A 23,573-nucleotide genomic window follows, 5' to 3' on the forward strand; every position below is an offset into this window, starting at 1 on the left:
TCGCATGAAAAAAATTCTTCTGATCATCTCTTTCCTGATCCTGGGAGGAGTCATAGGGTATCTTTTTATTTATCCTTATGATTACCTCGTGACAATGGAAGCAAGAGCTAATAAAGGGACGATCAATCAAATCATTAAATTATGGAACACCAGTCTGGATAGCACTCAAATTGAAGCAGGTGAAGATCTGGAACAGCTCACCCAGACATTGCACTTTGGTGATTCAACTCATATCTATAACTGGAAAATTAGTTCAGTAAATGATTCCATTTCCAAAATTAAAGTCTTTGCCAAAGACAGCGCATTTAGTTTGAATAACAAGCTAAAAGTCCCGTTTATGGATACGGATTTCGAAAAACGAACAAAGAAAAATCTCAAAAACTTTGCCGATCTACTCGCCAATCACCTTGAGAATATTAAGGTCAGGATCGTTGGAGAGGGCCATTTAGATTCAACACATTACGCTTATGTCCATAATAAGACTACTCAATTTGGTAAAGCTGGAGGAATGATGCTAGACTTTCCGCTGCTCGATCCTTTTCTTATGAACAATGGAGTTGAACTAAATGGGAAACCCTTTATTGAAATCCTGGAATGGGATATGGAAAATGACAGTTTGGAATTCAATTTTTGTTACCCAATCATCAGAAATGACAGCTTGCCTCAGCACCCCGATCTCAAATACGGTTTTCGTGAACCTGTAAAAGCACTGAAAGCAGTCTATAACGGAAACTATATTACCTCGGATCGTGCCTGGTACGAATTATTGGACCATGCTGAAAAAAACGGAATTAAAGTAACGGGATTGCCGGTTGAAGTATTTTATAACAACCCCAACATTGGCGTTGAAGAGCTCAGCTGGAAAGCCGAAGTATTTATGCCATTAAAGGATTAAGCATGAGGATATTTACCATACTTTTTCTCTGCATGATAGGTACGAGTTGCGCGCAGCACGGGCAGTTAACCTACTTGTGTTCTTTGCCTGGTGAATTAGATGAAAACTCCGGCATCGCCACCCTTGAAGCAGATAAGGTCTGGTTAATTGAAGACAACAACAACAAGGACAGGATCTATGAGGTAAGTTCGGGAGGAGAATACCTGAGAGATTTTAAGGTAAAAAACGCTAAGAATGACGATTGGGAAGATCTGACTCAAGATCAGGCGGGAAATCTTTACATTGGTGATTTTGGTAATAATGAGAACCAAAGAAAGGAGTTTATAATCTATAAGCTGCCAAATCCTCTGAAGGAAAAGGGAGATAAGATCGATGCCGAAAAAATTGAATTCTCCTATCCTGAACAGAAAAAATTCCCTCCTGAGCCTGCCGATAGAAAATATGATACAGAAGCGTTTTTCTACCTGGACAGCCTTTTGTATATCATTACCAAAGACCGGAGTAATCCTTTTTGCGGAGAAGCACTAATTTACACGGTGCCCGCTGTTAAAGGTAAGTACGACGCCGAACTCGTTGGTGTGTTTCCCACTTGTAACGATTATTCGTTTTGTCAAATCACTTCTGCGGCAATCTCGCCGGATGGAAAGACCATAGCGCTTTTAGGCTATGGATCACTCTGGCTTATACGCGACTTCAATTTACCTGATTTTTCAGGGGGAAAGGTAGAGTTTATAGATCTTGGAGTGAGGTCTCAATTAGAGGCTATTTGTTTTAAGGATAATAAAACCGTGTACGTTTCAGATGAAGAAAATCACGGTTTAGGAAGAAACCTGTATTCCTTTACCTTGCCGGATAGCCAAAAGAAGAAAGAAAAGGGATACTAAAACCCAAAACCCAGGCCGAAGGTAAGCCTCGGTCCGTCCGAACTTTGAAACAAGGCTGTTCTTGCAGTAATAAAATTGGACGCATTGAGAAAGATTCCTCCCCCATATGAGGTATGCCATTCGTCAGACGGGCTTCCGGGCAACCAGACCCTACCGTAATCGAATCCCCCGTAAAGTCCGATAGTACTTGGCAGAATTCCAGTTTTTACATTAGTGAGTCGCACCCTCAGATCGGTATTCTGGTAGTACGATGTTTTTCCATTAAACCTCTGATTCCGGAATCCCCTTAAACCATCAACTCCGCCTATAGCAGCGCCCTGATAAAATTCATATCCGTCACCCATATTGAAGTGGGCTTTCCACTTGGAGGCGAGAACCAACCATCCACTGGGTACCAATTTGTGATTTATCGAAAAGGACGGAATAAAATATCCATACTGCTGATCAGGATTAACCAGGCTCTTTTTGTACCCTGCCTCCAGATGCAAAGACATCCCCAGGGTGGGAAATGCTGAATTGTCAACGTTTCCGTATGCGTACTCTGCCATTGCCCCAAAAAATCTATTGGAGGTTTCCTCTCCGTTAAGCTGGTAAAATGTATTGATAAACCTGTTCTCCGTCTCTTCTACCGAAATGTCTTCGTATGAGATTCCAGTCCTCAACTTCGCCCCTAAATGACCTCTCCACACCAGGGAGGGAAGTACGATTAAACTACGCAGTCTCACCCTGTTATAATCCAAACCAAGGTCGTCATCAAGGTTGATGCTTTCATTTCCGAAACCAAAGAAGTTTATACTGTAATTGGGGGAAGTGAATCTGCCCTGCACCTGAAAATTCCACTGGTCTGTAATATTTGCAAACTCTCCGGTATATCCTAAATCAAATCCGCTGGTTGCGAAATAAAATGAAGCGTTTATCCTATGCTGCTGGGTAAATGGATTTTGCCTGAAACCGTTAAACACATAGAGATCACTAAATCCTATTTTAAAGCCGTCATCCGGATTAAAACCCAGTGTAGGGATGAGCTGGTTGGCATTTCCTTTAATTCTAAACGGAAGATAAGTGTTTACATCGTATTCATCTGTTTTGTGAACCTTTGCCCCTTCGGTGCTTTTATAAGTGTTCTTTTTAGATCTGTAATCATAGACATATATGTTATTGCCATTTTTGATATTGTAAATGTCGTTATTTTGCCCTCCTATCAACCTTAGTTTGATTTTACTTTTAGGGCCTCCCTGAACATCAAATCTATCGTCATCATCAAGTCCATAGATCCAGACTTCCCTTGTACTTTCCTCGTAAAAGGTCTTTTTAAAAAACATTTTCTCTTTCTCCCCGTCTATAATCCTGTAGCCTATAACCTCTAATTTGCCCTGTGCAGGATAATTAACCACAAACCAATCGTCTTTATCGGTTCCGGTAATAACTGTATACTTATTAATAATGGAATAGTATTTCCTGGCGGTTTCGGCCACATGGGAAGCTCTGGACAACAAGATTCTTTTGATATCGTCTACGGTCTGATCCCTGACTTCTTCAGGGAACATTTTAAATGCTTCATCGATTACTTCAGGGGTGAGTTTTTGCTTGATGAACTCGGCCTGTTCGAGCCACTCCTTCTCCGTGGTTTCCGAGAGTAAGGCCAGATCCAGAATAAGGGTCCTGGGAGAAGAATTAAATCCTTCCACACTTCGTATTTCTTCGTGGAATCCTTCCATAAGTCGCATACCGGGAATAATTCTGGTCGCGACACTCATCAGGGCCCCATCGCCCATATCAGAAAAGGCCTGATCGCGATCTCTGGGAAAAGGTTTATAGACTATTTTGTCGCTATCCTCATCCTTAAATTCTGCCCAGCGCCATTGGTCGGTATGTCTGTCCCAATCTCCCAAAACCATATCAAAAAGACGGGCCCTGATATACAGATCGCTATCCACCATATATTTTTCGTCTTCCCTGAGATCTTCCATCATGCTTTCTGTACTCTTAAGTTCATTGGCAAAACCAAAACTTTCAAGATCTCCGTGCCCATCGCCTGCGTGTTCTTCTATCATGTAGAGTTCATCCCCGAATGAAATGTTGAATTCTTCCAAAGCAGGTTGTTTGGGGACGTAATACAAGACGGGATTTGTATGAAACAAGCCAAGAGCATCCGATAGTTTACCAATTGTAAAAGGTGCGTATGGGTGTGCCCCGGTATAAAAATCACTTAAAATAGATTCAACATAGGTATCCTCAAATTCCCCGACGATGTACTCCTCCTTAAATGCCATGGATTGCAGATACAATTCGGCACTCTTCCTCAGGGCCCGCATCACGTATTCCCTGCCACTTTCGTGGCGTAACCTAAGAGATTTCGATTGGTGGCCTCCGCCTTTTCGCACAGGTTTTAATCCGCCAAAAAGAGTATCGATTCGAACCGTAGGCACTTCCACTTCAGTGCCGTAATATTTTCTGTATCGATCTCCCCAAACAGCTTTGTAAAAGCCACTTTTATCAATCTCTTCCTGGGTATAAACAGATGCTTTTACGGTTTCCGGAAAAGATTCCGGATACTTGTCTTCGTTAATGTTTCTAAAAGGAGGTAAAACATCGGTAACGAAGAAAAGGTTTTCTTTTTCTTGATCATCCAAACCATAAAATCTAACCTTTGAAGATCCGTCTTCGTGCACTTCAAGAACAGCGTATCCCATATGCCCTGTAGAGAACTTGCTGCCATTGAGTAATCTGGTATAACCCTTTTTTGCTCCTGATCCGCTCACGATCTGCGGGGTGTTATCCTCCAGAATGTACTGAAGGGTGTGCTCGTGTCCTGAGGTTAAGATTACCCGATCGGAAAATTGTGCCATGGTGACCAGCCTTTTCCGGAGTTCGGTATATCTGCTGTTTTGTAGATCTTCGATAGAAGCCCCCGTAGTTCGTCTTAAGATATTGATAACCGAGCCAATGACAGGTAAAGGCAAGGTCTCATTCACAGGAAATATGTGTTTCTTAAAAGAGAATATTCCATTATGAGAACCGTAGGTGAACATGGGATGATGGGTTGCAATAAGAGTGGTTCGCGTACGATTCTTTTTGATGATACTTTCCAACTCCTCAAAAAAGGCTTCCCTGCTTTTTATATCGCAGCCGTCATTGATTGTAGGGTGGCGGTCCCAATTAGCCAGGTACCATTCAGTATCAATGGTAACGAGTAAAATGTCATCGGAGATTTCCTCTTCATCAATGGGACATCCTCCTTCCGGAAGGAATACATCTTTTTTGTCGATTTTCTTTTCAATGTAATTTTCCTGTCTTTTCAGGCCAATCAAGCCTTCGTTATACCAATCGTGATTCCCTGGAATAAAAATGGGCTTCCCTTTAAAATCTTCCAAAGTGGCCAGTTGTGCATCCAGGTGATTTTTCGCGACCCGGTAGGCCTTTGTTGAATCCTTTTTATCGGGTAAGCCGGCAGGATAAATATTATCCCCAAGGAAAATGGCCGTACTCTTTTTATTGGCCTTACTCAAGCGATTTTTAAACGTTTTTAATATGGGGTTCATGTCCCCCATGGGCGAAAGTCCTGCATCTCCTATAAGATAAAAGGTATGCGTAATCTTTTTGGTGCTTGTGCTATCCGTTAAGTTCGGGGGGCTTGCATACTTGGTTTTATATGTTGCGCAACTTGTAATAAACAAGAGTATTAAACACAAAATCAATTGCTTGCAAATACGCATAAGAATAGAGGTTAAAATTTTGTACTTTGGATTCGTTAATATAAAACATATGTCTGAGATAGTAGAGAAAAGCGAGGTTTATGTTACGGACCTCTTGTCCAACAGCTTAGATTCTAAATATTTGTACCATAACCTGAGGCATACGCAGCGTGTGGTGTCTGGAGCCGAAGAATTGATAGAAGCATCAGACTTAAAAAACGAGCAAAAAGAACATCTTTTATTGGCTGCCTGGTTTCACGATACCGGATTTACAAAAGGATACGAAGATCATGAGACCAAGAGTTGTGAGATTGCAAGGACGTTTTTAAAAACACTCAATTATAAGGACTCATCTATAGAAAAGGTGTGCCAATACATCATGGCTACTAAGCTTGGCTATGAACCCATCTCCCTTCCGGAAGAGATCATCAAGGATGCAGATACTTCGCATTTTCGCCAGAAGAGTTATATGTCTACCTCTGAGCTGCTACGTGAAGAGTTGCGTCTGTTGGGAATCGCTGAGTTTTCCCCGGCTGAATGGAGGGAAGAAAATATTAAATTGTTCAGGACCGATCATCGCTTCTACACCGATTATGCAAAAGAGAACTGGCAGAAAGGGAAGGACAAGAATATAAAACGACTAATTAAGGAAAAGAAAGCACGTAAAACACTTGCTAAAAAAGAGCAATTAAAAGCTCAGTTCAAGAATGAGAGTCCGGAAAGGGGCATACAGACTATGTTCCGGGTAACCATGAGGAATCACCTTAAGTTAAGTGACATTGCAGACACTAAAGCGAATATTTTATTGTCTGTAAATGCGATAATTATTTCCCTGGTACTTTCAAATCTCATTCCTAAACTAGACAATCCTTCAAACGATTACCTGATATATCCCACTGGAATATTCTTAGTTTTTGCGATTGCTTCCATGGTTTTGTCCATACTTGCAACGAGGCCAAATGTAACCCGGGGAGAATTTACCAAAGAGGATGTAAAGAACAAGGATGTCAATCTTTTGTTTTTTGGCAACTTTCACAAAATGAATTTACCCGAGTACGAATGGGCTATTCAGGAATTAATTCAGGATAAGAAATACGTCTATTCCTCCTTGACCAAAGATTTGTACTTCCTGGGGGTGGTGTTGGATCGAAAATATAGATTGCTCCGATGGACCTACACCATATTTATGATCGGGATGATTTTGTCGGTTATCGCGTTTTTCGTAGCCCTTAAATTTTATGGCCCGGAACGAGTATTAAAACTGCCTGAAGCTACTTCTGCTTTATTCTTTTAAAGCTTCCATCAGGTCTTCGTAAGTATACGTCTTTTGAGGTTCTTCCTGTTTGTTGTAAAGAATCTCCGCGCGTATTGCCTTGAGTCCGGTTACACCTTGCAGACCTTCTAAATCCACTATTTCAATGTTGTTGGTAAAGTATCCCTTTGATTTTAGGAAAGAAATGTACCTGAGATACTCGAGTTCATCGGACTTCTCAGAATAGACAATTGCAATTTTACCTTTTTCAGTTAGACGCCGGTTAGTGCCTTTGATGTATGATTTATCTATTCTTTTTTTGATGACTTCATATCGCGCATTGTAAGTGCCGTCAACGTCAAAATGCTTTTCATCCATCCTGAATCGGATTGATAATGAACTGTGGTAGACGAGAATCAAAGAAGCAACGTCGAGTTGAACAGGCAGTAAAGGCTTCAGGTTATAATAGCTATTTTCCATTTCGCACATCACCTGCAATTGCCACAAGCGCAGATTATTAAGATATAGGAAATCAAATTTACGATCCTCGGCAATTTCCCCACCTATGTAAAGGTTGTGTTCTACTCCATCAGTTTTATAACGCTCAAAGTAATGGGGGAACATCTCCTGTGCGTTTTTTTGAGCTTCATCCAGGATAGCAGCCAACTGCCTGTTGGTCTTCATTACAGTGGTATCGTAATTCTTTCGATGGTCGTAATAAGTGTCTGTTGATTCGTCAATTCTCGACTCATATGTAGCGATAAGTTCGCCAAGATCTTTTCGGTGTTCCTTTAAATAAAGGAGTACGGGATCTATTTCTGTTTTTACAAAATTGTAGATCGACTGTTCAGTATTGGTTTGAAGTACTTCGCTGACTTCTTCAATGTGCTTTTTAACCCTAAAAATAAGTTCTTCATAAACCGGCAGGGAATCTTCCTTAAATGCAGCCTGAAGGATGATATTAATTTCAGATAACTGAATCATCAGATCACGTTGTATGCTCTCATTTCGCGCGTCTGAAGACGACTGAATGTCTGTTTGCCCATAGAGGGGATACACTTCGTTAAAGACAATCTCTTGAAATGAGGGGTCTTTCCCTCTCAGATTTTCGTTGATAAAGCGTTTTGCTTCCTTCCTGAACTTCCAGTATACTGCAGAATGAATGGTAGTACATTCTTTTTGGATCACTGCATCGATGAGGTTTTCTTGTTCATTTTTCGACCTTACCACCGCAGAAACAATGAAAGGCATCACATCGTTTAACTTCCTGGCATTTACTCCATTAAACTGATTTTTGACTTTTGAAACAATTTCTAAGACACCTAATAATTGCCCTTCAAGAGCGATAGGAGCAAAAATAACACTACTAATGCCCTGATCCTTTAAATTTTTATAGGGTTGCATCCCTCCTGAACGATCAAAATACTTCTGAACATCAGAAATGATGAAATAGGCATTCTGCTTTAATAACTTTTCGTAGGAGTATTGACATAGTGCTTCGTCGCATGTCTCAAAATCACTTTCATTGAGCATGAAACTATGCATCCCTTTCCCGAATACTCTTTCAAACTGATCGTCTTCACGATTATAAGTTGAGAAACCTACTTGTAAATCTTTTAACCTGAAAAAGGATTTAAAAGTTTCCTGCAGGTCCGACATAAATTTATCACTCCCCCTTTTATTGGAGGCAATTAATTCTGATTTGATCTCAGAAATTGCCTGTTCCGCAGTTGCATCAAACATGTTCGCGATCACAAAACCCTTGGAAATAAAACTATTAGGTGGGATCTTTTCTTTCCACAATTTGAGATCGTTAGGATTTTCCAGCAATTCATCTATATCGTCCTGACTCAGATCTTTTGCTAGTTCTGTAGGATATAAGTCTATAAAATCAGCATTATACAAGACACGATAATAATGAATAACTCCGTCCTTATTCGGAATCTTGTAGAAATAAGGTCTGTGGAAATCCAGTTTATAGCCGTAGTGAAATTTGAGGATAACGACACAATTCATTATGTAATCAAGACTCACATCTTCCTTGGTCAGAACAGGCACAAAGTCTTTCCCTGCGTCTTTTAATATCTTCTTGAATCGGTCAGTGGCATTGAAAATTACATCACGGTAAGGCAGGGAAGCTGCCTTTATTTCGTTTTCACTTAAGACTTCTGAAAAGGCGTCTTCAAGGATAATGGAAATAACATCCTTGTGTTCCTCCAGCAGAGCAACGTCTGTAAAACCTTCTTTAAGAATAGGATAAGGAGCCTGAGCCTCCAGAATTCGCTTCGCTTTTTCTGCCAGAAAAGCATCATCCCCTTCAGCCATCGCCTCATAGCGCTTTAGCAGCTTTTCAAAACTGATTAAGTGCTTTAGAGGCCATTCATTTGAAACATCCGTAGTCATAAGGGCTTAGTCTCCTGTTGAGGTGTAAAATTACAAAACTAAACGATTTGAGGGCAGATATTAAAATTTACCCGATGTTCGGCACTTTTTAGGATATTTATAGAAATTATTTATATGTCCTCTTCAAAAAGGCTAAGTAGAGCTTACAAAAATGCACATACGGTGCTTTTTGATGATTCCTCCAGGTTCGTCTTCTTTAGTGATTGTCATCGCGGAGACAATAGCTTTGCCGATGACTTTGCCAATAATAGAAATATTTATTTTCATGCCCTGACTCATTATTACAAGGAAGGATTTCAATATTTTGAACTGGGAGACGGCGATGAATTATGGGAAAACACAAGTTTTAAGGAACTTTTTGATGCCCATAAAAACGTGTATCTTTTACTGCGGAAATTCTTTATGGGCAACCGGCTTCATATGATATGGGGTAATCACGATATGGTCTATAAAGATGAGGATTACGTAAAAAAACATCTGAGCACGTATTTTGACCCTGTCGATGAGATCGATAAGCCCCTATTCCCCGATCTGGATGTACATGAGGCCTTGATTCTCAAACACCGAAACAGCGGGCAAGAGATATTTTTAATCCATGGTCATCAGGCTGACTGGTGGAATTACACCTTCTGGCGCTGGGGCCGATTTCTGGTTCGTGTATTGTGGAGGCCACTGCAAGTCTGGGGCATCGCAGACCCAACAAGTCCGGCCAAGAATTACAAGGAACTCATCAAAGTTGAACGTCGTATTAAAAAGTGGATCCTACAGAATAATTCACTGATTACCTTAGCCGGCCATACCCACAGACCCCGCTTTGCCAGTCCGGGGGGCATTCCATTCTTTAACGATGGCAGTTGTGTACATCCCAGAAGTATCACCGGAATTGAAATTAAAGGAGGAGAAATTGAACTGATCAAGTGGCATATAGCAACCAAAGAAGACGGAACTCTTCAGATCGTGAAAGTAGTCTTAGAAGGACCAAAAAAACTACAGGATTATCACAAAAAATAAGATTCACCTCTAGATCTAGCCCCACCTAAATCCTTGTTTAGAGATGAATCCGATATTTTTCTTGTACTACTGAATGATAAAATTAATTGGAATACTATAAGGTACGGAAACAGCTTTACCTCGTTGACTCCCCGGTGTCATTCGCGGAAGTGATGCCACAATACGATGCGCTTCTTTTTCCAGGTTTTTATCAGGGCCCCTCATCCTGATACTACCAATATTACCTTTAGAATCAATCACAAATTGAATAAATACTCTCCCCTGTATCCCCAATTCAAGAGCTGCCGGAGGATAGGTAAATTCTTTGATGATATGTTCCTGGATCTTCTCCTGAAAGCATAACTTTCGCTCTTCGTTGTTTTTTGCGGATTCACATCCAGGAAATACCGGAACATTCTCAATGATTGCGAAGGGTACCGTAATTTCCTCCTCTTCTTCCCCAACTTCAACATCGTCCACTTCAATCACTTCATCAACCACAGCATCCTGACTTGTTTCAGTACTTTCTATAATTGTCTCTTCTATTTCCTCAGTATCTTCTACTACTTCAATTACTTCAGGCGCAGCAGGAGGCGGAGGTGGAGGGGGTGTTTTGATCATCTCCGTTACTGGAGCATCTTCTTTTAGATCATCGACGGCCTGAACCAGATCCAGAACCACCTCATCTTTTGGATACGTTTTATACTCTAAAGCACGCCACGTTAAGAATAATACTATAGTTAGACCTATGACAAAGTACAGGCTACTATTTCTATTTAAATCGGCTTTTGGGTTTTTTTGATTTGCATGACAATTGTTTTAATACCCTTAAATTAGCAACCGTACCATATTATTACTATGACATTTGTCAGTTTTAGACCATATCCTTCTGAATACCAGTGAAGTCAATAAAAAAAGCCCGCTTTTCAGCAGGCCTTTTTCTCAAGTCCGAATTAAAACTCGCTATTTTCAGACGCTGGAAAGCAATATCTCGTCAAAGTTTATTCCTTCAATGGGTACTATTCGTTCTTCTTGGTGGTCCCATTCAATTCTCCTGCCCAATTTATAGGCCAGGCCTGTCATGTGGGCGGTAATCGCCTCATCAAAACCTTCTTTTATTCCACAGCTCAGTGTACCCCCATTGCGAATGGCACTAAGCCATTCCCGCAGGTGTAAATAGGTAGAATTCACACGAACTCCGTCAATATATGTCCACATCAGGCCTTTATCCGCGAAATACTGAGAAGTGGCCGATGAGACTGCATCTGGCACATTTGCTCCGGGATTGTAATGATATATGGGAACATTGGGTTTCATTTTACCCTCTTCGATCATTTCGGCATATTTTGTGGACCCTCCATCAGGCCAGATGGTAAGATTGTTCCCCAGTTCCATCGAGGCGTCATGCCCCATAAGAATAGTTGGTCTATTGAATCCATTACCTAAAGTGGCATTATAGGTGAAGGTCATTCCTTTTTCCTTCCCCTTTACTTGGGTACTCCCCGTACTGAAATCAGGAAAATCCATATTTACCTGAAGGACGTCGGGAACATTACGCCCGTCATTGTGCGTGTAAATACCGCCTGAGGCAGTGATGTATTTAGGAATCCCCATATTCAATACACAATTCAGACGATCATAGTCGTGGGTAAGTAAATCCCCTGAAAGACCGGACCCATAAGCCCACCATTTGCGCCACCTGAAAAAGTGATTTTTGTTGAAAGGAATTTTGGGGGCACTTCCCAAAAACAAATCCCAATCGATGGTTTGCTCACTGGCCTTTTCGTGAATGTCATAATTCCATGCTCCGTTATCATCATTTCTGTTGGTAAATGTCTGTACTACCGAAACATGTCCAAGCACCTTTTTATCGATAATATCACTGGCCGTCTTAAAACTTAAGGTTTGCCTGTGTTGATGACCTACCATCAAATGAGCTTTTGAGTTTTTCGCTGCTTCCCTGAGACTATAGGTCTCTTCAACGGTATGAGTCATTGGCTTTTCAACGTAGGCGTGTACTCCATTATTAAGAGCTTCAATAGCCATGGGAGCATGCCAGTGATCCGGGGTGGCTATAATAACAGCATCAACCTCTCCACTTCTGATCATTTCCTGATGTGTGCTAAATCGTTTAACCTTATTTTCAGGAGTTGAAAATGAAGCAATTACATTTTCTGCACGTACGTCAAAGATGTCGCAAACTCCAGTGATTTTCAGGTTTAATTTTTCCTGGTCAAGAAATTCCCTAAGCTGCGTATTGCCGTTGAGTCTTTCCTCCTCTTTCATCTGTTCTATCCACTCTTTGGTAGCAAAGCCCAGAGCCCTGCATAATTGTTCTCCCCGGATACCAAATCCGATAATCCCTATGCGTATTGGCTCACCCCCAATTTCGGGTAGTGCCGATGGCAATGATGGTTCAATTTGCAGCTGTTCAAGGATTTCAGAACGATCCTTACTTTTTATCAAGGCGTTTGCTGTTCCAGCCCACCATACGGTTCCGAGGATTGGTAATCCACCGAGTCCTTTTAAGATGTCGCGTCTTGTCCATTTCATGATTGAGGTGTTTTTATCGTTTCTGATTCTTTCTTCAGGAGAAAATTTAATCCAAAGTAAGATCCCGTAGGAATCTGAACTAAGATCCACAGCGCTGCTATTTCAATCAAATTCTTATTGACAAACCAATAGCTGCCTTCCACATTTTGTTGTTCCAGCCAAGGAAAGGGAGGATGGGCAAAATAATACAAAGCGAGTAGTCCCATACCCGCAATTGCCCCCCATTTTTCAAAAATGCCGAGTATTAAGGTAACTCCAACAAAAATGAGAACCAAGGTATTGAGGGTATCTACAGGGCCCATCGTTGCTTCATTGGTAAGTGCAATAAATACAGATTTAAAGGGGCCCTGTGCAGTAGCGAGGTATCCGAAAGAAGTCCAGTCTGGATTAAAGAGCTTTATGACCCCTTCATACAGAAAGTGCCACCCAATAAGGATACGTAAAAGAACCACGCTTTTTAGGAGCGATTCTCTTTTAAGAATATCGGTCATAAGTTATTTTTTAATTTTCAAATTAATAATGTGGTCTGGGTGTAATATTTAATGTCACTTTGTAAAAGGTTCAAAACTAGAAATTAAGCAAAAGATGAACTATGATTTATGTCAGGTTTGAATTCTTATAAACCTTGATCTTATCAGGCTATTACCCTCTTGCTTTATTCAAGTTCGTCCTGCCAGAATATTCATAGCTTTAATAAATTCATCCAACTCATCCGTGGTGGTATAAACGTTGGGTGTTATTCGGCAGCCCTGAACATTGTTTTGATCAATAGCCACGGTAAATATTTTAAACTCATCCAGTAGTGTTTTAGCCAATTCTGAAGGCCTCATATTTCGGATCCCAACGTTGGCTATCCCACAACTCCTATGCTTCTCAACCGGAGTATTAATTACGATGTTTTTGTTTTCCCTGAGAGTATCACTCCAATAGCGCTGAAGGTATCTCAACCGATTCTCCTTTCGTTCTAAACCAATGAGGTCAAGGTAATCCAAGGCGTCATTAATAGTGAGGTCCGTATGCACCGGATGGGTGCCGATATGGTTAAGTCGACTTATATCATCAGGTTCTCTGTGATGTTCTGCCAGGAGCGGCCATATCTTGGAAATATTCTGCCTGGCAACAAATAATATCCCTGCCCCTAGCGGGGTACTCATCCATTTGTGCAGACTTGAACCGTAGTAATCGCAATGGAGTTCTTTTATATTAACTTCGATGTGACCCACGCAATGGGCCCCATCAACCATGACTTCCACCCCATGGCTATGGGCCATGTCACAGATTTTTCTCACTGGAAGGATCTGCCCGGTAATATTTACCATGTGGCAGATCATCATCAATTTTGTTTTTGGCCCTATCTGAGATTCATACAAAGACACAATTTCCTCATCAGAACCCGGATGGTTCGGTAATGAAATCGTTTTGGTTACCACACCGTATCTCTTAGAAATGAGTTTAAAATGCTCCCGCATTGCACCGTAATCCTGCACCGCAAAAACAGCCTCGTCACCTTTTTCCCATGGATATCCTCCGATGATCAAATCCAGGGATTCAGTAGTATTCCTGGTGATAATTAATTCGTCATCCTCACAACCTACCAATCTTGCAAGGCGGTTGGCTATCCTCTTTTTATTATCCCATTGAACAGTTCGCATATAATGTGAGCCTTCGTAATTCACTTGTTCAACATGCTTGTGGAATTTCTGAATCGTGGGAATGGGAGCAATATTGTAGTATCCGTTTTCCAGGTTGATGTAATCCGGCTTTAGAGCGTAATCGACCCTGATTCGCTGCCAAAATTCATCGTCGTCATCGAGTGCGTATGTCCCGCGTTTTTGTGAATTTGAGGCCTTCAGGGATAAGGGAAGAAAGGGGGTAATTAGGGCAGCCTGTCCCATTTTCTGTAAAAAAGATCTTTTATCCATCTCTGTCAGATTGTTCTACAAGATAAATAAATGATCGCTTTTAGTTCTATTCAAAATGGTATATTTAACACTTTAACGAAGCCGGGAACTCCTGATAGATTTATGCCTTTATTGATAGTCATTGTCGGTATTTTCATTCTTTTCCTCCTCATTGCCCGGTGGAAACTAAATCCTTTTATCACCTTTATTCTCGTATCTCTTTTTGTAGGTATTGCCGAAGGGATGGACCTGGAAACCGTCATCAACTCCATAGAACAGGGAATTGGGAACACCTTGGGCTTTCTGGTTATGATCCTGGGGTTTGGTGCAATGTTGGGCAAATTAGTGGCCGATAGCGGTGCTGCCCAGCGTATCACTTCCAAATTGATCGAAAAATTTGGTAAAACTAACATACAGTGGGCTCTGGTTCTTACCGGTTTTATCGTTGGTATTCCTCTGTTTTATTCGGTGGGTTTTGTTATTCTTGTGCCCTTGGTTTTTACTGTAGCTGCCAGGACCGGACTTCCGCTACTCTATGTTGGATTGCCCATGCTGGCATCTCTATCTGTTACCCACGGGTATCTTCCGCCACATCCGGCTCCAACTGCGATTACGGTAATGTTTGATGCAGATATGGGCAAGACGCTTATTTATGGCATCATTGTGGCCATACCTGCTATCGTAATTGCAGGGCCTTTTTTCTCACGTACCTTGAAAAATATACATGCCTCACCCTTAAAGGAATTTGTCAATCCCAAAATTCTGAGTGATGATGAAATGCCTGGAATGGGGATTAGTGTCTTAACAGCTCTGTTACCCATTCTCCTGATTGGTTTAGCCACTATCGCCGATTTGTTGATCGTTCAGGATTTTGTTTTGAAAAAAATAATACTCTTTTTAGGGAATCCGGTAATCGCAATGCTCATTTCTGTTTTGGTAGCTATATATACCCTTGGGTTGGCAAGAGGAAAAAAAATGAAGGAAGTAATGGATTCCGTAGGCAGCTCTATCTCGGGCATAACTATGGTATTATTAATCATAGCAGGGGCAGGAGCACTGAAACAAGTTCTGATTGATAGCGGGGTTAGTCAATATATCGCCGATTTGCTCCAGGGGTCTTCCCTTTCTCCCTTGTTCCTCGCTTGGTTAATAGCCACAGTGATCAGGGTCTCAGTAGGCTCGGCAACGGTTGCCGGACTCACAGCTGCGGGCATTGTGATGCCTATGATTGAAACTACCGGTGTAAGTCCTGAATTGATGGTCCTGGCTATTGGTTCAGGTAGCCTGATGCTTTCCCATGTAAACGACAGCGGATTTTGGTTGTTTAAAGAATACTTTAATCTGTCTGTGAAAGATACATTAAAAAGCTGGACACTTATGGAAACTACCGTAGGAGTAGTTGGCCTTTTTGGGGTCTTAATCCTTAATCAATTTATATAATAAACTATGAGCATTTCACCATCAAAACGAATAAGCGAGCTCGGGCTTGTTTTACCCCCCGCTCCACCTCCGGCCGGACTTTATAAACCGGTTCTTTTAGTTGACGGTTTCCTGTATATTTCGGGGCAGGGACCTATGAAGGTAGACGGCACCTACATTACAGGCAAAGTTGGAGATACCCTCTCGCTTGGAGAGGCGAAACTTGCAGCAGAACAGGTAGGACTTACAATGCTCGCAACAATTACTACCCATTTTGGAGATATCGATCGAATTAAACGGCTGGTAAAGACATTGGGAATGGTAAATTCCACTCCCGAATTTGACCAACACCCTCTTGTTATTAATGGGTTTAGTGAGCTGATGGCAGATATCTTCGGGACTGAAAACGGAGTGGGCGTTAGGAGTGCCGTAGGTATGACTCTTCCCGGACAGGTAGCCGTTGAGATCGAAGCCATGTTCCAACTTCATTAAGGACAAGAAGTATGATAACCAAAGCCTGGTACAGAATCGACGAGGAAGAACAGGTATTTTCACCGAATCTGTTGATATACCCCTCCAGAATTGAACAAAATATTCAGACCATGGTCAACATGGTGGGAGATCCGAGCAAACTTCGGCCGCATATTAAAACACATAAAATGGCTGAGGTGATTCAATTGCAAATCAAATATGGCATTACCAAATTTAAATGTGCTACCATAGCCGAAGCAGAACTTCTAGGTCTGCAGAATGCAGCAGATGTGCTCTTGGCCATGCAGCCGGTAGGGCCTAATATTTTAAGGTTTTATACCCTTATTTCGAAATTTCCTCAAACCAAGTTTTCTACCCTTGTGGATAATGAAGATAGCCTGAATGAGATTGAAAAAGTGGCAAAGGAACGGCGCTCTAAGGCTTCCCTATACCTGGATCTAAATGTAGGCATGGATCGTACCGGAGTAAAGCCTGGAAAAAAGGCCGCAGAGATTTTTAGAAAATTAGCGGATAGCAAATTTTTAGAGGCAGCCGGACTGCATGTTTATGACGGGCATATCAGACATCCCAAGATCGAAGATAGGGAGAGAGAATGCGATGCCGCCTTTAAAAAAGTGCTGGATTTTAAACATCACTTAGAAACGGAGGGATACCCCGTTCCCGAAATCATCGCAGGGGGTTCCCCTACATTTCCAATTCACGCGAAGAGGCAAAATGTCATCAGCAGCCCAGGAACTACGCTCTTGTGGGATGCCCGCTATGGTGGGGCTTTTAAAGACATGGACTTTATTCCGGCTGCCGTATTGATTAGTAGAGTGATTAGCAAACCTGCTCCTGATATTTTTTGTCTTGATCTCGGCCATAAAGCCGTGGCTCCTGAGATGGATTTCCCCAGAGTTCACATTTATGGCCTGGAAGATTGTGAGCAGATTAGTCAGAGTGAAGAACATCTTGTCTTGCGAAGTACTTCGAAGTCGACTGTAAAAATAGGTCAGGTTTTTTATGCTGTCCCAATACATGTCTGCCCAACGGTCGCGAAATACCCGGAAGGATTGACCGTTGAAGGGGGTAAGATTACTGGGAAATGGAAGGTAGCCGCGAGAAATTACAGCTTAGTTATTTAAGAGAATCCTATGTTAATTTTTGACGCACACCTAGACCTCGCCATGAATGCAGTGGAATGGAACAGAAATTTACTGTGGTCCGTTGAAGACATTCGAGAGGCAGAGCATGGGAAAAGCGATAAGCCAGACCGTGGAAAGAACACTGTTTCTCTGGATGCGATGCGAAAAGGAAATATAGGTATTTGTGTCGCTACCCAAATCGCACGGTATGTAAAAAAGACTAATCCTTTACCGGGATGGAATTCGCCGCATCAGGCATGGGCGCATACTCAGGGCCAATTAGCCTGGTATCGCGCTATGGAGGAGATAGGCGAGATGACCCAGATCGCCAATGTAAATGAATTGAATGCTCACCTCAAATTATGGCATTCAAAATCGTCTGAAAAAAAACCCATTGGGTATATACTCAGTTTGGAAGGTGCAGATTCGATTGTTAGTATGGGTCATTTAGAGAGGGCATATGAACAGGGATTAAGGGCGGTAGGACCTGCTCATTACGGCCCCGGGACCTATGCTTTTGGGACCAATTCTGATGGTGGAATCGGGGAAAAAGGCAGGGAATTACTACGGGAGATGGAAAGATTGAATCTCATTCTCGATCTAACCCATCTGTGCGATCAGAGTTTTTGGGAAACCATGGATATGTACAAGGGTCCTCTCTGGGCCAGTCACAGCAATTGCCGGACGCTGGTTAATCACAACAGACAATTCTCTGATGAGCAAATCCTTGAATTGATCTCAAGGGAAGCCGTAATTGGAGTTGCACTGGATGCCTGGATGATGGTTCCTGATTGGGTAAAAGGTAAATCCACTCCCGAAGCCATGAAGGTGACCTTAGATACCATGGTTGATCATATTGACCATATTTGCCAGCTTGCAGGCAATTCACTTCATGCCGGGATTGGCACTGATCTCGATGGGGGATTTGGGAAAGAACAATGCCCCAGTGATTTGAACACCATTGCAGATCTTCAAAAAATCCCCGAATTGCTTGAAAAAAGGGGGTATTCAGAAGATGACATTCAAAATATTATGCACAGAAACTTCCTGCGATTTCTGCAAGAAGCCTGGCAACTACCTTAATTTTCTTTCCTATTAAATAGATTAGTCCGAATACCGGATCCCCAGGATGATCACTTAGAAGTATTATATCTAAACTCCAGACCATTGCTTACTTTGGTCGATTTTAACAGGGATTTATACCCTTCTGGCAGGGTAATTGTTACCTTTATATGACATAAACTAGCGATGAAAGCCGTTTTTTCACTCTTAATGCTTTTGGGGATATGCGGGATTGGTATATCACAAACTGATGTACCCAAAACACAACCTTTAAAGATCGGGCCGAAACCCAATCTCGACATCAAGGCGAACCCCACGAATAATCGACTAAGGATGCCTTCCGTGATCGATATGGGTAAGACGCCTAATCTTAAGGACTCGCTTATGTCTAATAATATCCAGATGCTCCCCGACAGGGATTTGAGACAGGCGGGATTCGATATGAAAATCGATCCTAAAGTAGGGGAACGGGAAAAGGGAAACAGCAAAGAACACTATGGAGACATGTATCTAGGAGATGTAAAAACTTCTTCTAAATTCGTCGGAATAGTTTGTCGCGATCACGAGTATGTAGATGGGGATAGGGTGAAAATTTATGCCAATGGTGAAGTGATAGATCCTAATATCCTCCTCACTAGCAGTTTTAAAGGCGTAAATCTCACTTTAGACAAGGGTTTTAATCGGCTGGATTTTGAAGCCCTCAACCAGGGGACCTCAGGACCAAATACTGCCCAGGTGGATGTGTATGATGATAAGGGTAAGCTTATTTACTCCAATAAGTGGTTGCTGTCCACAGGTTCAAAAGCCTCTTTGATAATCGTCCAGGATTAATCCTTTTGTCTTGTTCCCGGCTTGTAAGTTTCCTCGGCTTTTTCTAATACATCATCCTTATAAAATAGCACATCCTTGAACTGCATGTTGGCATACATCTGCGCCTGATCATCAAAATGGGCCGAAGACGGGTCTCCACTTTGACCTCCTGCCAGGATACTCTTGGCCTTTACTTTATCTCCAAACTCTACGACCGCAACAAAACTGTTTCCTCGGGTACCATAGATCTTTTTGGTATTGTTGGTATACCTCGCCCCATAGGCAGCCAAAGCACCCCAACGACCAGAGGAGTAACCAATTGGAATGCTGGGTTTATTATCGTCAAAAGGCTGGCGAATATCCCCGTTGAGCCTCTGGTATCGGTTCACCTCCCCCCAGGGCATTTCCCAGGTCCCGAAGTCGCGTTTTAATTCATCAACCACAGTTTTGAATATCTCTATTCTCTCCTCTAGCGGGGAATTCTCTCCAAAATACGACATTGCTTCCATATCGCTCATAGCATAAGGCCGCTTTCCAACTCTGCCATATTGCGTTCCGTAATAGTGTGCCAGGGTCATGGCAACCGACTCCTTATTTGTTCTAAAATCCCATTTTCGCAAGACCTCTATGGGTGCTTTTAGTTGAGGATTTTGATTTGCCGTCATATCATAGGCGTTTACAAGGCCCGGGATTAGTGCCTCAAATGCCGGCAAATAGGGGTCGTGAGCGAGTTTTATCAGGCTATCCAGGGTGTACCCTTTCCTGTCTTTTAGTAATTCTATAGCGTGAATGCCTCTGAAATTTTCACGGTCTATCGACATATAATTTGGGTAGTCTTTCTTATTAGGACTGTATTCCAGGGCCGCAGTGTAGGGGGTAGAATTACAGTTTTGTATCCAGCCGTTTCCCGGATTCAGCACCAGGATGTTTTCATCTACCGTATGCAGCCCCTGCCAGTCGGTTCTCGGATCCTTGCCATCCACATGCTTCGAATAATCGAAAACGGTATCGCGTACCGGAATAAAATTTCCATGAAAATAGGCGATATTCCCATCAGCATCCGCATAAACGGTATTGTTGGAGGAATTTGTCCTGATATCCATCATTTCCCTAAAGCCTTCGTATCCGTCTTGCTTTGTTCTGATATATGACTGTTCCAGGGCTTTCACAGGCTCCCACATCATTGCTGAGGCCACAACCCTTTCTCCTTCCATATGTGTTATCGGACCGTGGTGGGTCCTGTAGGCTGGAAAGGCCTTTTCTTTAAGTTGATCCCCTTCGAGGTACTTTAACACAATTTCTGAAACCTCAACCGGCCGCAGCTCTTCACCGTATTGATAAAAGGGTTTGCCCTCCATCTCCACTATAGTTTCCACAAACTCGTCCATAACATCTGTATAGGTAGAAGTGTGCATCCATCCTGTTTTTTCATTAAATCCCTGGTAGATAAAAAATTGTCCCCAGGTAACTGCGCCGTATGCATTTAATCCTTCATCGCTATTCATATGGACCTCTCCTCTAAAGTAAAATGAAGTATGCGGATTAATGAGCAACATGGTATTTCCGGATTGGGTAAGATCCCCGGATATGGCTATTCCATTAGATCCCTGTGGTTCCAGTTCAGCTTCTTTCTTTTTAATTTCGAGATCTGCAGATTCCGGAAAGGAAATGCCTTTTTCGTACATGGCACTCAATTTCCGGGTACTGATACGTTCTATATCGCCTCCTATTGAACCCTCGCTAAAATACATGGGCATCCAGGGTTCAAATCGAGTTAGCAATCGGGGTTTTACTTCCGGATGCGTATACAGATAATAATTTATGCCATCGGCAAAAGCATCACACAGTTCCCTTAACCACTCCGGACTATTTTCGTAATGAGCGATCGCCTCTTCCTTACTCATGAAAAGCTTTGCTCTTAAATCACTGTATAGGGCTTCTACCCCTTCTACCTCTGCCAACCTACCTATGGCCCAGATATAGTTCTGCTCAACCCGGTTAAAATCATCTTCGCATTGAGCGTAAAGCAGGCCAAAGACTGCATCTGCATCGGTCTTACCATAGATATGGGGAACCCCAAAATTATCGCGTATGATGGTCGTATTTTGCGCATGGGCTTCCCATCGTTTGAGTTCACTCTGCTGTTCTCCCGTTTTACAAGAAACAGCGATTAGGGTCAATGTAAAAAGTACTATTGGTAATCTCACTCTTTTCATAGGTGTAATTTGATATGAGGTGAATTTAATTGACTTGCATCGGAAAAACTAATTTTCTTTTTTGAACAGCTCTCTTCAGCAAAGCAAATGCCATTTTATCCGTATCTTGCGGGCCCTTTCCCTAATTTTTTTTACTCCATGGCCGACAAAAAAGTAAGTATTTTAAATGCCTTTAAAACCATCATCTGGCCAAGGAGGAATTTAGTTTTTATTGGCCTTATCCTCATAGTGATCAGTAAGGCGGCTAGTTTTGTAGCACCCATGTCACTCAAGTATCTGATGGATGACATTATTCCCAATAAAGACATCCCACTGCTTAAGGTTCTTATCGGGGTTGTCATTGCAGCAATTCTAGTCCAGGCTGTTACTTCTTTCCTGCTTACCAAGATCTTAAGTGTTCAGGCCCAATACATGATCTCTGAACTCCGCGCACAAGTACAACACAAAATTTTAGCCCTTCCCATTCGTTTTTTTGACAATACAAAGTCGGGCGAATTAGTATCCAGGATAATGACTGACGTTGAAGGTGTCAGAAACCTCATCGGCACTGGTCTTGTTCAATTGGTCGGAGGAACCATCACGGCTGTGGTTGCCCTGATCCTGTTACTCAATATCAGTGTCTCCATGACCTTATTTGCCCTGATTCCGCTGGCCATATTTGCCGTGGTAGCCTTAAAGGCTTTTAAGATCATCAGGCCTATTTTTAGAAATCGCAGTAAAATTAATGCGGAGGTTACAGGCCGTTTAACTGAAACTCTGGGAGGTATCCGTGTGATCAAAGGGTTCAACGCAGAACAGCAGGAACATTCCATTTTTCAGGAAGGGGTACACAAGCTTTATCAGAATGTGAAAAAGAGTCTGACAGCAACAGCCGTTATGACAAGTTCCTCCACCTTTTTACTAGGCGTTGCCACAACTGGGATTATGGGAATCGGAGGTTATAAAATTATGTCTGACGCCCTCACCCTTGGTGAATTCCTTGAATTCACCTTTCTCCTCGGACTTATGGTTGCGCCAATTGTCCAAATGAGCAATATAGGGAGTCAATTAAGTGAAGCGCTCGCAGGTCTCGATCGCACGGAAGAGCTGATGAATATGACTGAAGAAGAGAATCCGGAGATCAGGACACTCACCCCGGAAACCATCAAAGGACATTATATTTTTGACAATGTCTCTTTTGCCTATGAGGAAGAGAAAGAAGTATTGCACGAGGTAAGCTTTGAAGTACCCGCAGGAACTACTGTGGCCCTGGTGGGTAGTTCGGGCTCCGGTAAAAGTACTATCGCCGGACTTGCAGCCAGCTTTTTAAATCCGAATTCAGGGAAAATTATGGTAGACGGACATGATCTGTCGAGAATTGTTTTAAAGAACTTCAGACAGCACCTCGGGGTGGTGCTGCAGGACGACTTTCTCTTTGAGGGCACGATTAGGGAAAATATCCTTTTTCCGAGACCTGATGCTTCTGAAGATGAGTTGCAAAATGCCGTAAAGGCGGCTTATGTAGATGAATTTACGGACCGATTTGAAGAGGGTCTGGACACTCTTATCGGGGAACGTGGCATAAAACTCTCAGGGGGACAGCGTCAAAGAATCGCTATTGCAAGGGCTGTTCTGGCAAATCCCAGAATATTAATTCTAGACGAGGCTACTTCCAACCTCGATACGGAAAGCGAAGGGCTAATTCAACAGAGTTTAGCCGCATTGACAAAGGGTAGAACAACCTTTATCATTGCCCACCGCTTAAGTACTATTCGAAAAGCGGATCAGATCTTAGTTATAGAGGCCGGGCGTATTGCAGAAACGGGGACTCACGATGAGCTAATCGCAAAGGAAGGACGGTATTACAATCTGTTTACCTATCAGGCAAGGATTTAAAT

17 protein-coding genes are annotated in these 23,573 nt (G+C 42.3%); 10 read left to right on the forward strand and 7 right to left on the reverse strand.

Going from position 1 to position 23,573, the window contains the following annotated elements:
- Nucleotides 1-4: 4 nt before the first annotated feature.
- Together EQY75_RS11365 and EQY75_RS11370 are read left to right on the forward strand one after the other, a co-directional pair.
- Nucleotides 5-895, forward strand: coding sequence for a GyrI-like domain-containing protein (locus EQY75_RS11365; RefSeq protein ID WP_129605938.1), 891 nt, complete (start codon nt 5-7; stop codon nt 893-895).
- A 2-nt stretch (nt 896-897) separates the two neighbouring features.
- Nucleotides 898-1,779 carry a hypothetical protein gene (locus EQY75_RS11370; RefSeq protein WP_129605940.1) on the forward strand — a complete coding sequence of 294 codons (882 nt, stop codon included), beginning with the start codon at nt 898-900 and terminating at the stop codon, nt 1,777-1,779.
- On the opposite strand, the gene EQY75_RS11375 is transcribed toward EQY75_RS11370, so the two are convergent.
- Nucleotides 1,776-5,495, reverse strand: a complete 3,720-nt coding sequence (locus EQY75_RS11375) for a metallophosphoesterase (protein WP_129605942.1) — start codon at nt 5,493-5,495, stop codon at nt 1,776-1,778. The genes EQY75_RS11370 and EQY75_RS11375 overlap by 4 nt on opposite strands.
- Before the next feature lie 49 nt (nt 5,496-5,544).
- On the opposite strand from EQY75_RS11375, the gene EQY75_RS11380 reads away from it, so the two are divergent.
- Entirely contained in the window at nt 5,545-6,768 is a 1,224-nt protein-coding gene (locus EQY75_RS11380; protein ID WP_129605944.1) for a Pycsar system effector family protein, read from the forward strand.
- Here EQY75_RS11380 and EQY75_RS11385 read toward each other — a convergent pair.
- A complete protein-coding gene (locus tag EQY75_RS11385) occupies nt 6,757-9,129 on the reverse strand; it encodes a GAF domain-containing protein (RefSeq protein WP_129605946.1) in 2,373 nt (790 codons plus the stop codon). The two genes, EQY75_RS11380 and EQY75_RS11385, sit on opposite strands and share 12 nt — an antisense overlap.
- Before the next feature lie 114 nt (nt 9,130-9,243).
- On the opposite strand from EQY75_RS11385, the gene EQY75_RS11390 reads away from it, so the two are divergent.
- Complete coding sequence (locus EQY75_RS11390; RefSeq protein WP_129605948.1) at nt 9,244-10,140, forward strand: metallophosphoesterase; 897 nt, start codon at nt 9,244-9,246, stop codon at nt 10,138-10,140.
- A 66-nt stretch (nt 10,141-10,206) separates the two neighbouring features.
- On the opposite strand, the gene EQY75_RS11395 is transcribed toward EQY75_RS11390, so the two are convergent.
- The 4 genes from EQY75_RS11395 to EQY75_RS11410 form a co-directional block, all read right to left on the reverse strand.
- Nucleotides 10,207-10,800 (reverse strand): energy transducer TonB, encoded by a 594-nt coding sequence (locus EQY75_RS11395; RefSeq protein ID WP_246019876.1) that lies wholly within the window; start codon nt 10,798-10,800, stop codon nt 10,207-10,209.
- A gap of 288 nt (nt 10,801-11,088) precedes the next feature.
- On the reverse strand, nt 11,089-12,672 hold the full coding sequence (locus EQY75_RS11400; protein ID WP_129605952.1) for a Gfo/Idh/MocA family protein: 1,584 nt from the start codon (nt 12,670-12,672) through the stop codon (nt 11,089-11,091).
- Complete coding sequence (locus EQY75_RS11405) at nt 12,669-13,163, reverse strand: DoxX family protein (protein WP_129605954.1); 495 nt, start codon at nt 13,161-13,163, stop codon at nt 12,669-12,671. Before EQY75_RS11405 ends, EQY75_RS11400 begins: the two co-directional genes overlap by 4 nt.
- Nucleotides 13,164-13,331: 168 nt before the next feature.
- Nucleotides 13,332-14,594 (reverse strand): aminotransferase class V-fold PLP-dependent enzyme, encoded by a 1,263-nt coding sequence (locus EQY75_RS11410; RefSeq protein ID WP_129605956.1) that lies wholly within the window; start codon nt 14,592-14,594, stop codon nt 13,332-13,334.
- A gap of 102 nt (nt 14,595-14,696) precedes the next feature.
- Here EQY75_RS11410 and EQY75_RS11415 point away from each other — a divergent pair, with 102 nt between their 5' ends.
- The 5 genes from EQY75_RS11415 (at nt 14,697) to EQY75_RS11435 (ending at nt 19,501) form a co-directional block, all read left to right on the forward strand.
- Nucleotides 14,697-16,013, forward strand: a complete 1,317-nt coding sequence (locus tag EQY75_RS11415) for a gluconate:H+ symporter (RefSeq protein ID WP_129605958.1) — start codon at nt 14,697-14,699, stop codon at nt 16,011-16,013.
- Nucleotides 16,014-16,019: 6 nt separating this feature from the next.
- Entirely contained in the window at nt 16,020-16,484 is a 465-nt protein-coding gene (locus EQY75_RS11420; protein WP_129605960.1) for a RidA family protein, read from the forward strand.
- Nucleotides 16,485-16,495: 11 nt separating this feature from the next.
- Complete coding sequence (locus tag EQY75_RS11425; RefSeq protein WP_129605962.1) at nt 16,496-17,608, forward strand: D-TA family PLP-dependent enzyme; 1,113 nt, start codon at nt 16,496-16,498, stop codon at nt 17,606-17,608.
- A 9-nt stretch (nt 17,609-17,617) separates the two neighbouring features.
- Nucleotides 17,618-18,691 (forward strand): dipeptidase, encoded by a 1,074-nt coding sequence (locus EQY75_RS11430; protein ID WP_129605964.1) that lies wholly within the window; start codon nt 17,618-17,620, stop codon nt 18,689-18,691.
- 165 nt (nt 18,692-18,856) lie between these two features.
- Complete coding sequence (locus EQY75_RS11435; protein ID WP_129605966.1) at nt 18,857-19,501, forward strand: hypothetical protein; 645 nt, start codon at nt 18,857-18,859, stop codon at nt 19,499-19,501.
- Here the strand turns inward: EQY75_RS11435 and EQY75_RS11440 are convergent.
- A complete protein-coding gene (locus tag EQY75_RS11440; RefSeq protein WP_129605968.1) occupies nt 19,498-21,696 on the reverse strand; it encodes an acylase in 2,199 nt (732 codons plus the stop codon). The two genes, EQY75_RS11435 and EQY75_RS11440, sit on opposite strands and share 4 nt — an antisense overlap.
- Nucleotides 21,697-21,834: 138 nt before the next feature.
- On the opposite strand from EQY75_RS11440, the gene EQY75_RS11445 reads away from it, so the two are divergent.
- On the forward strand, nt 21,835-23,571 hold the full coding sequence (locus EQY75_RS11445) for an ABC transporter ATP-binding protein (RefSeq protein WP_129605970.1): 1,737 nt from the start codon (nt 21,835-21,837) through the stop codon (nt 23,569-23,571).
- Nucleotides 23,572-23,573 lie beyond the last annotated feature (2 nt).

It is taken from the genome of Muriicola soli (genome assembly GCF_004139715.1).
Lineage (GTDB): Bacteria > Bacteroidota > Bacteroidia > Flavobacteriales > Flavobacteriaceae > Muriicola > Muriicola soli.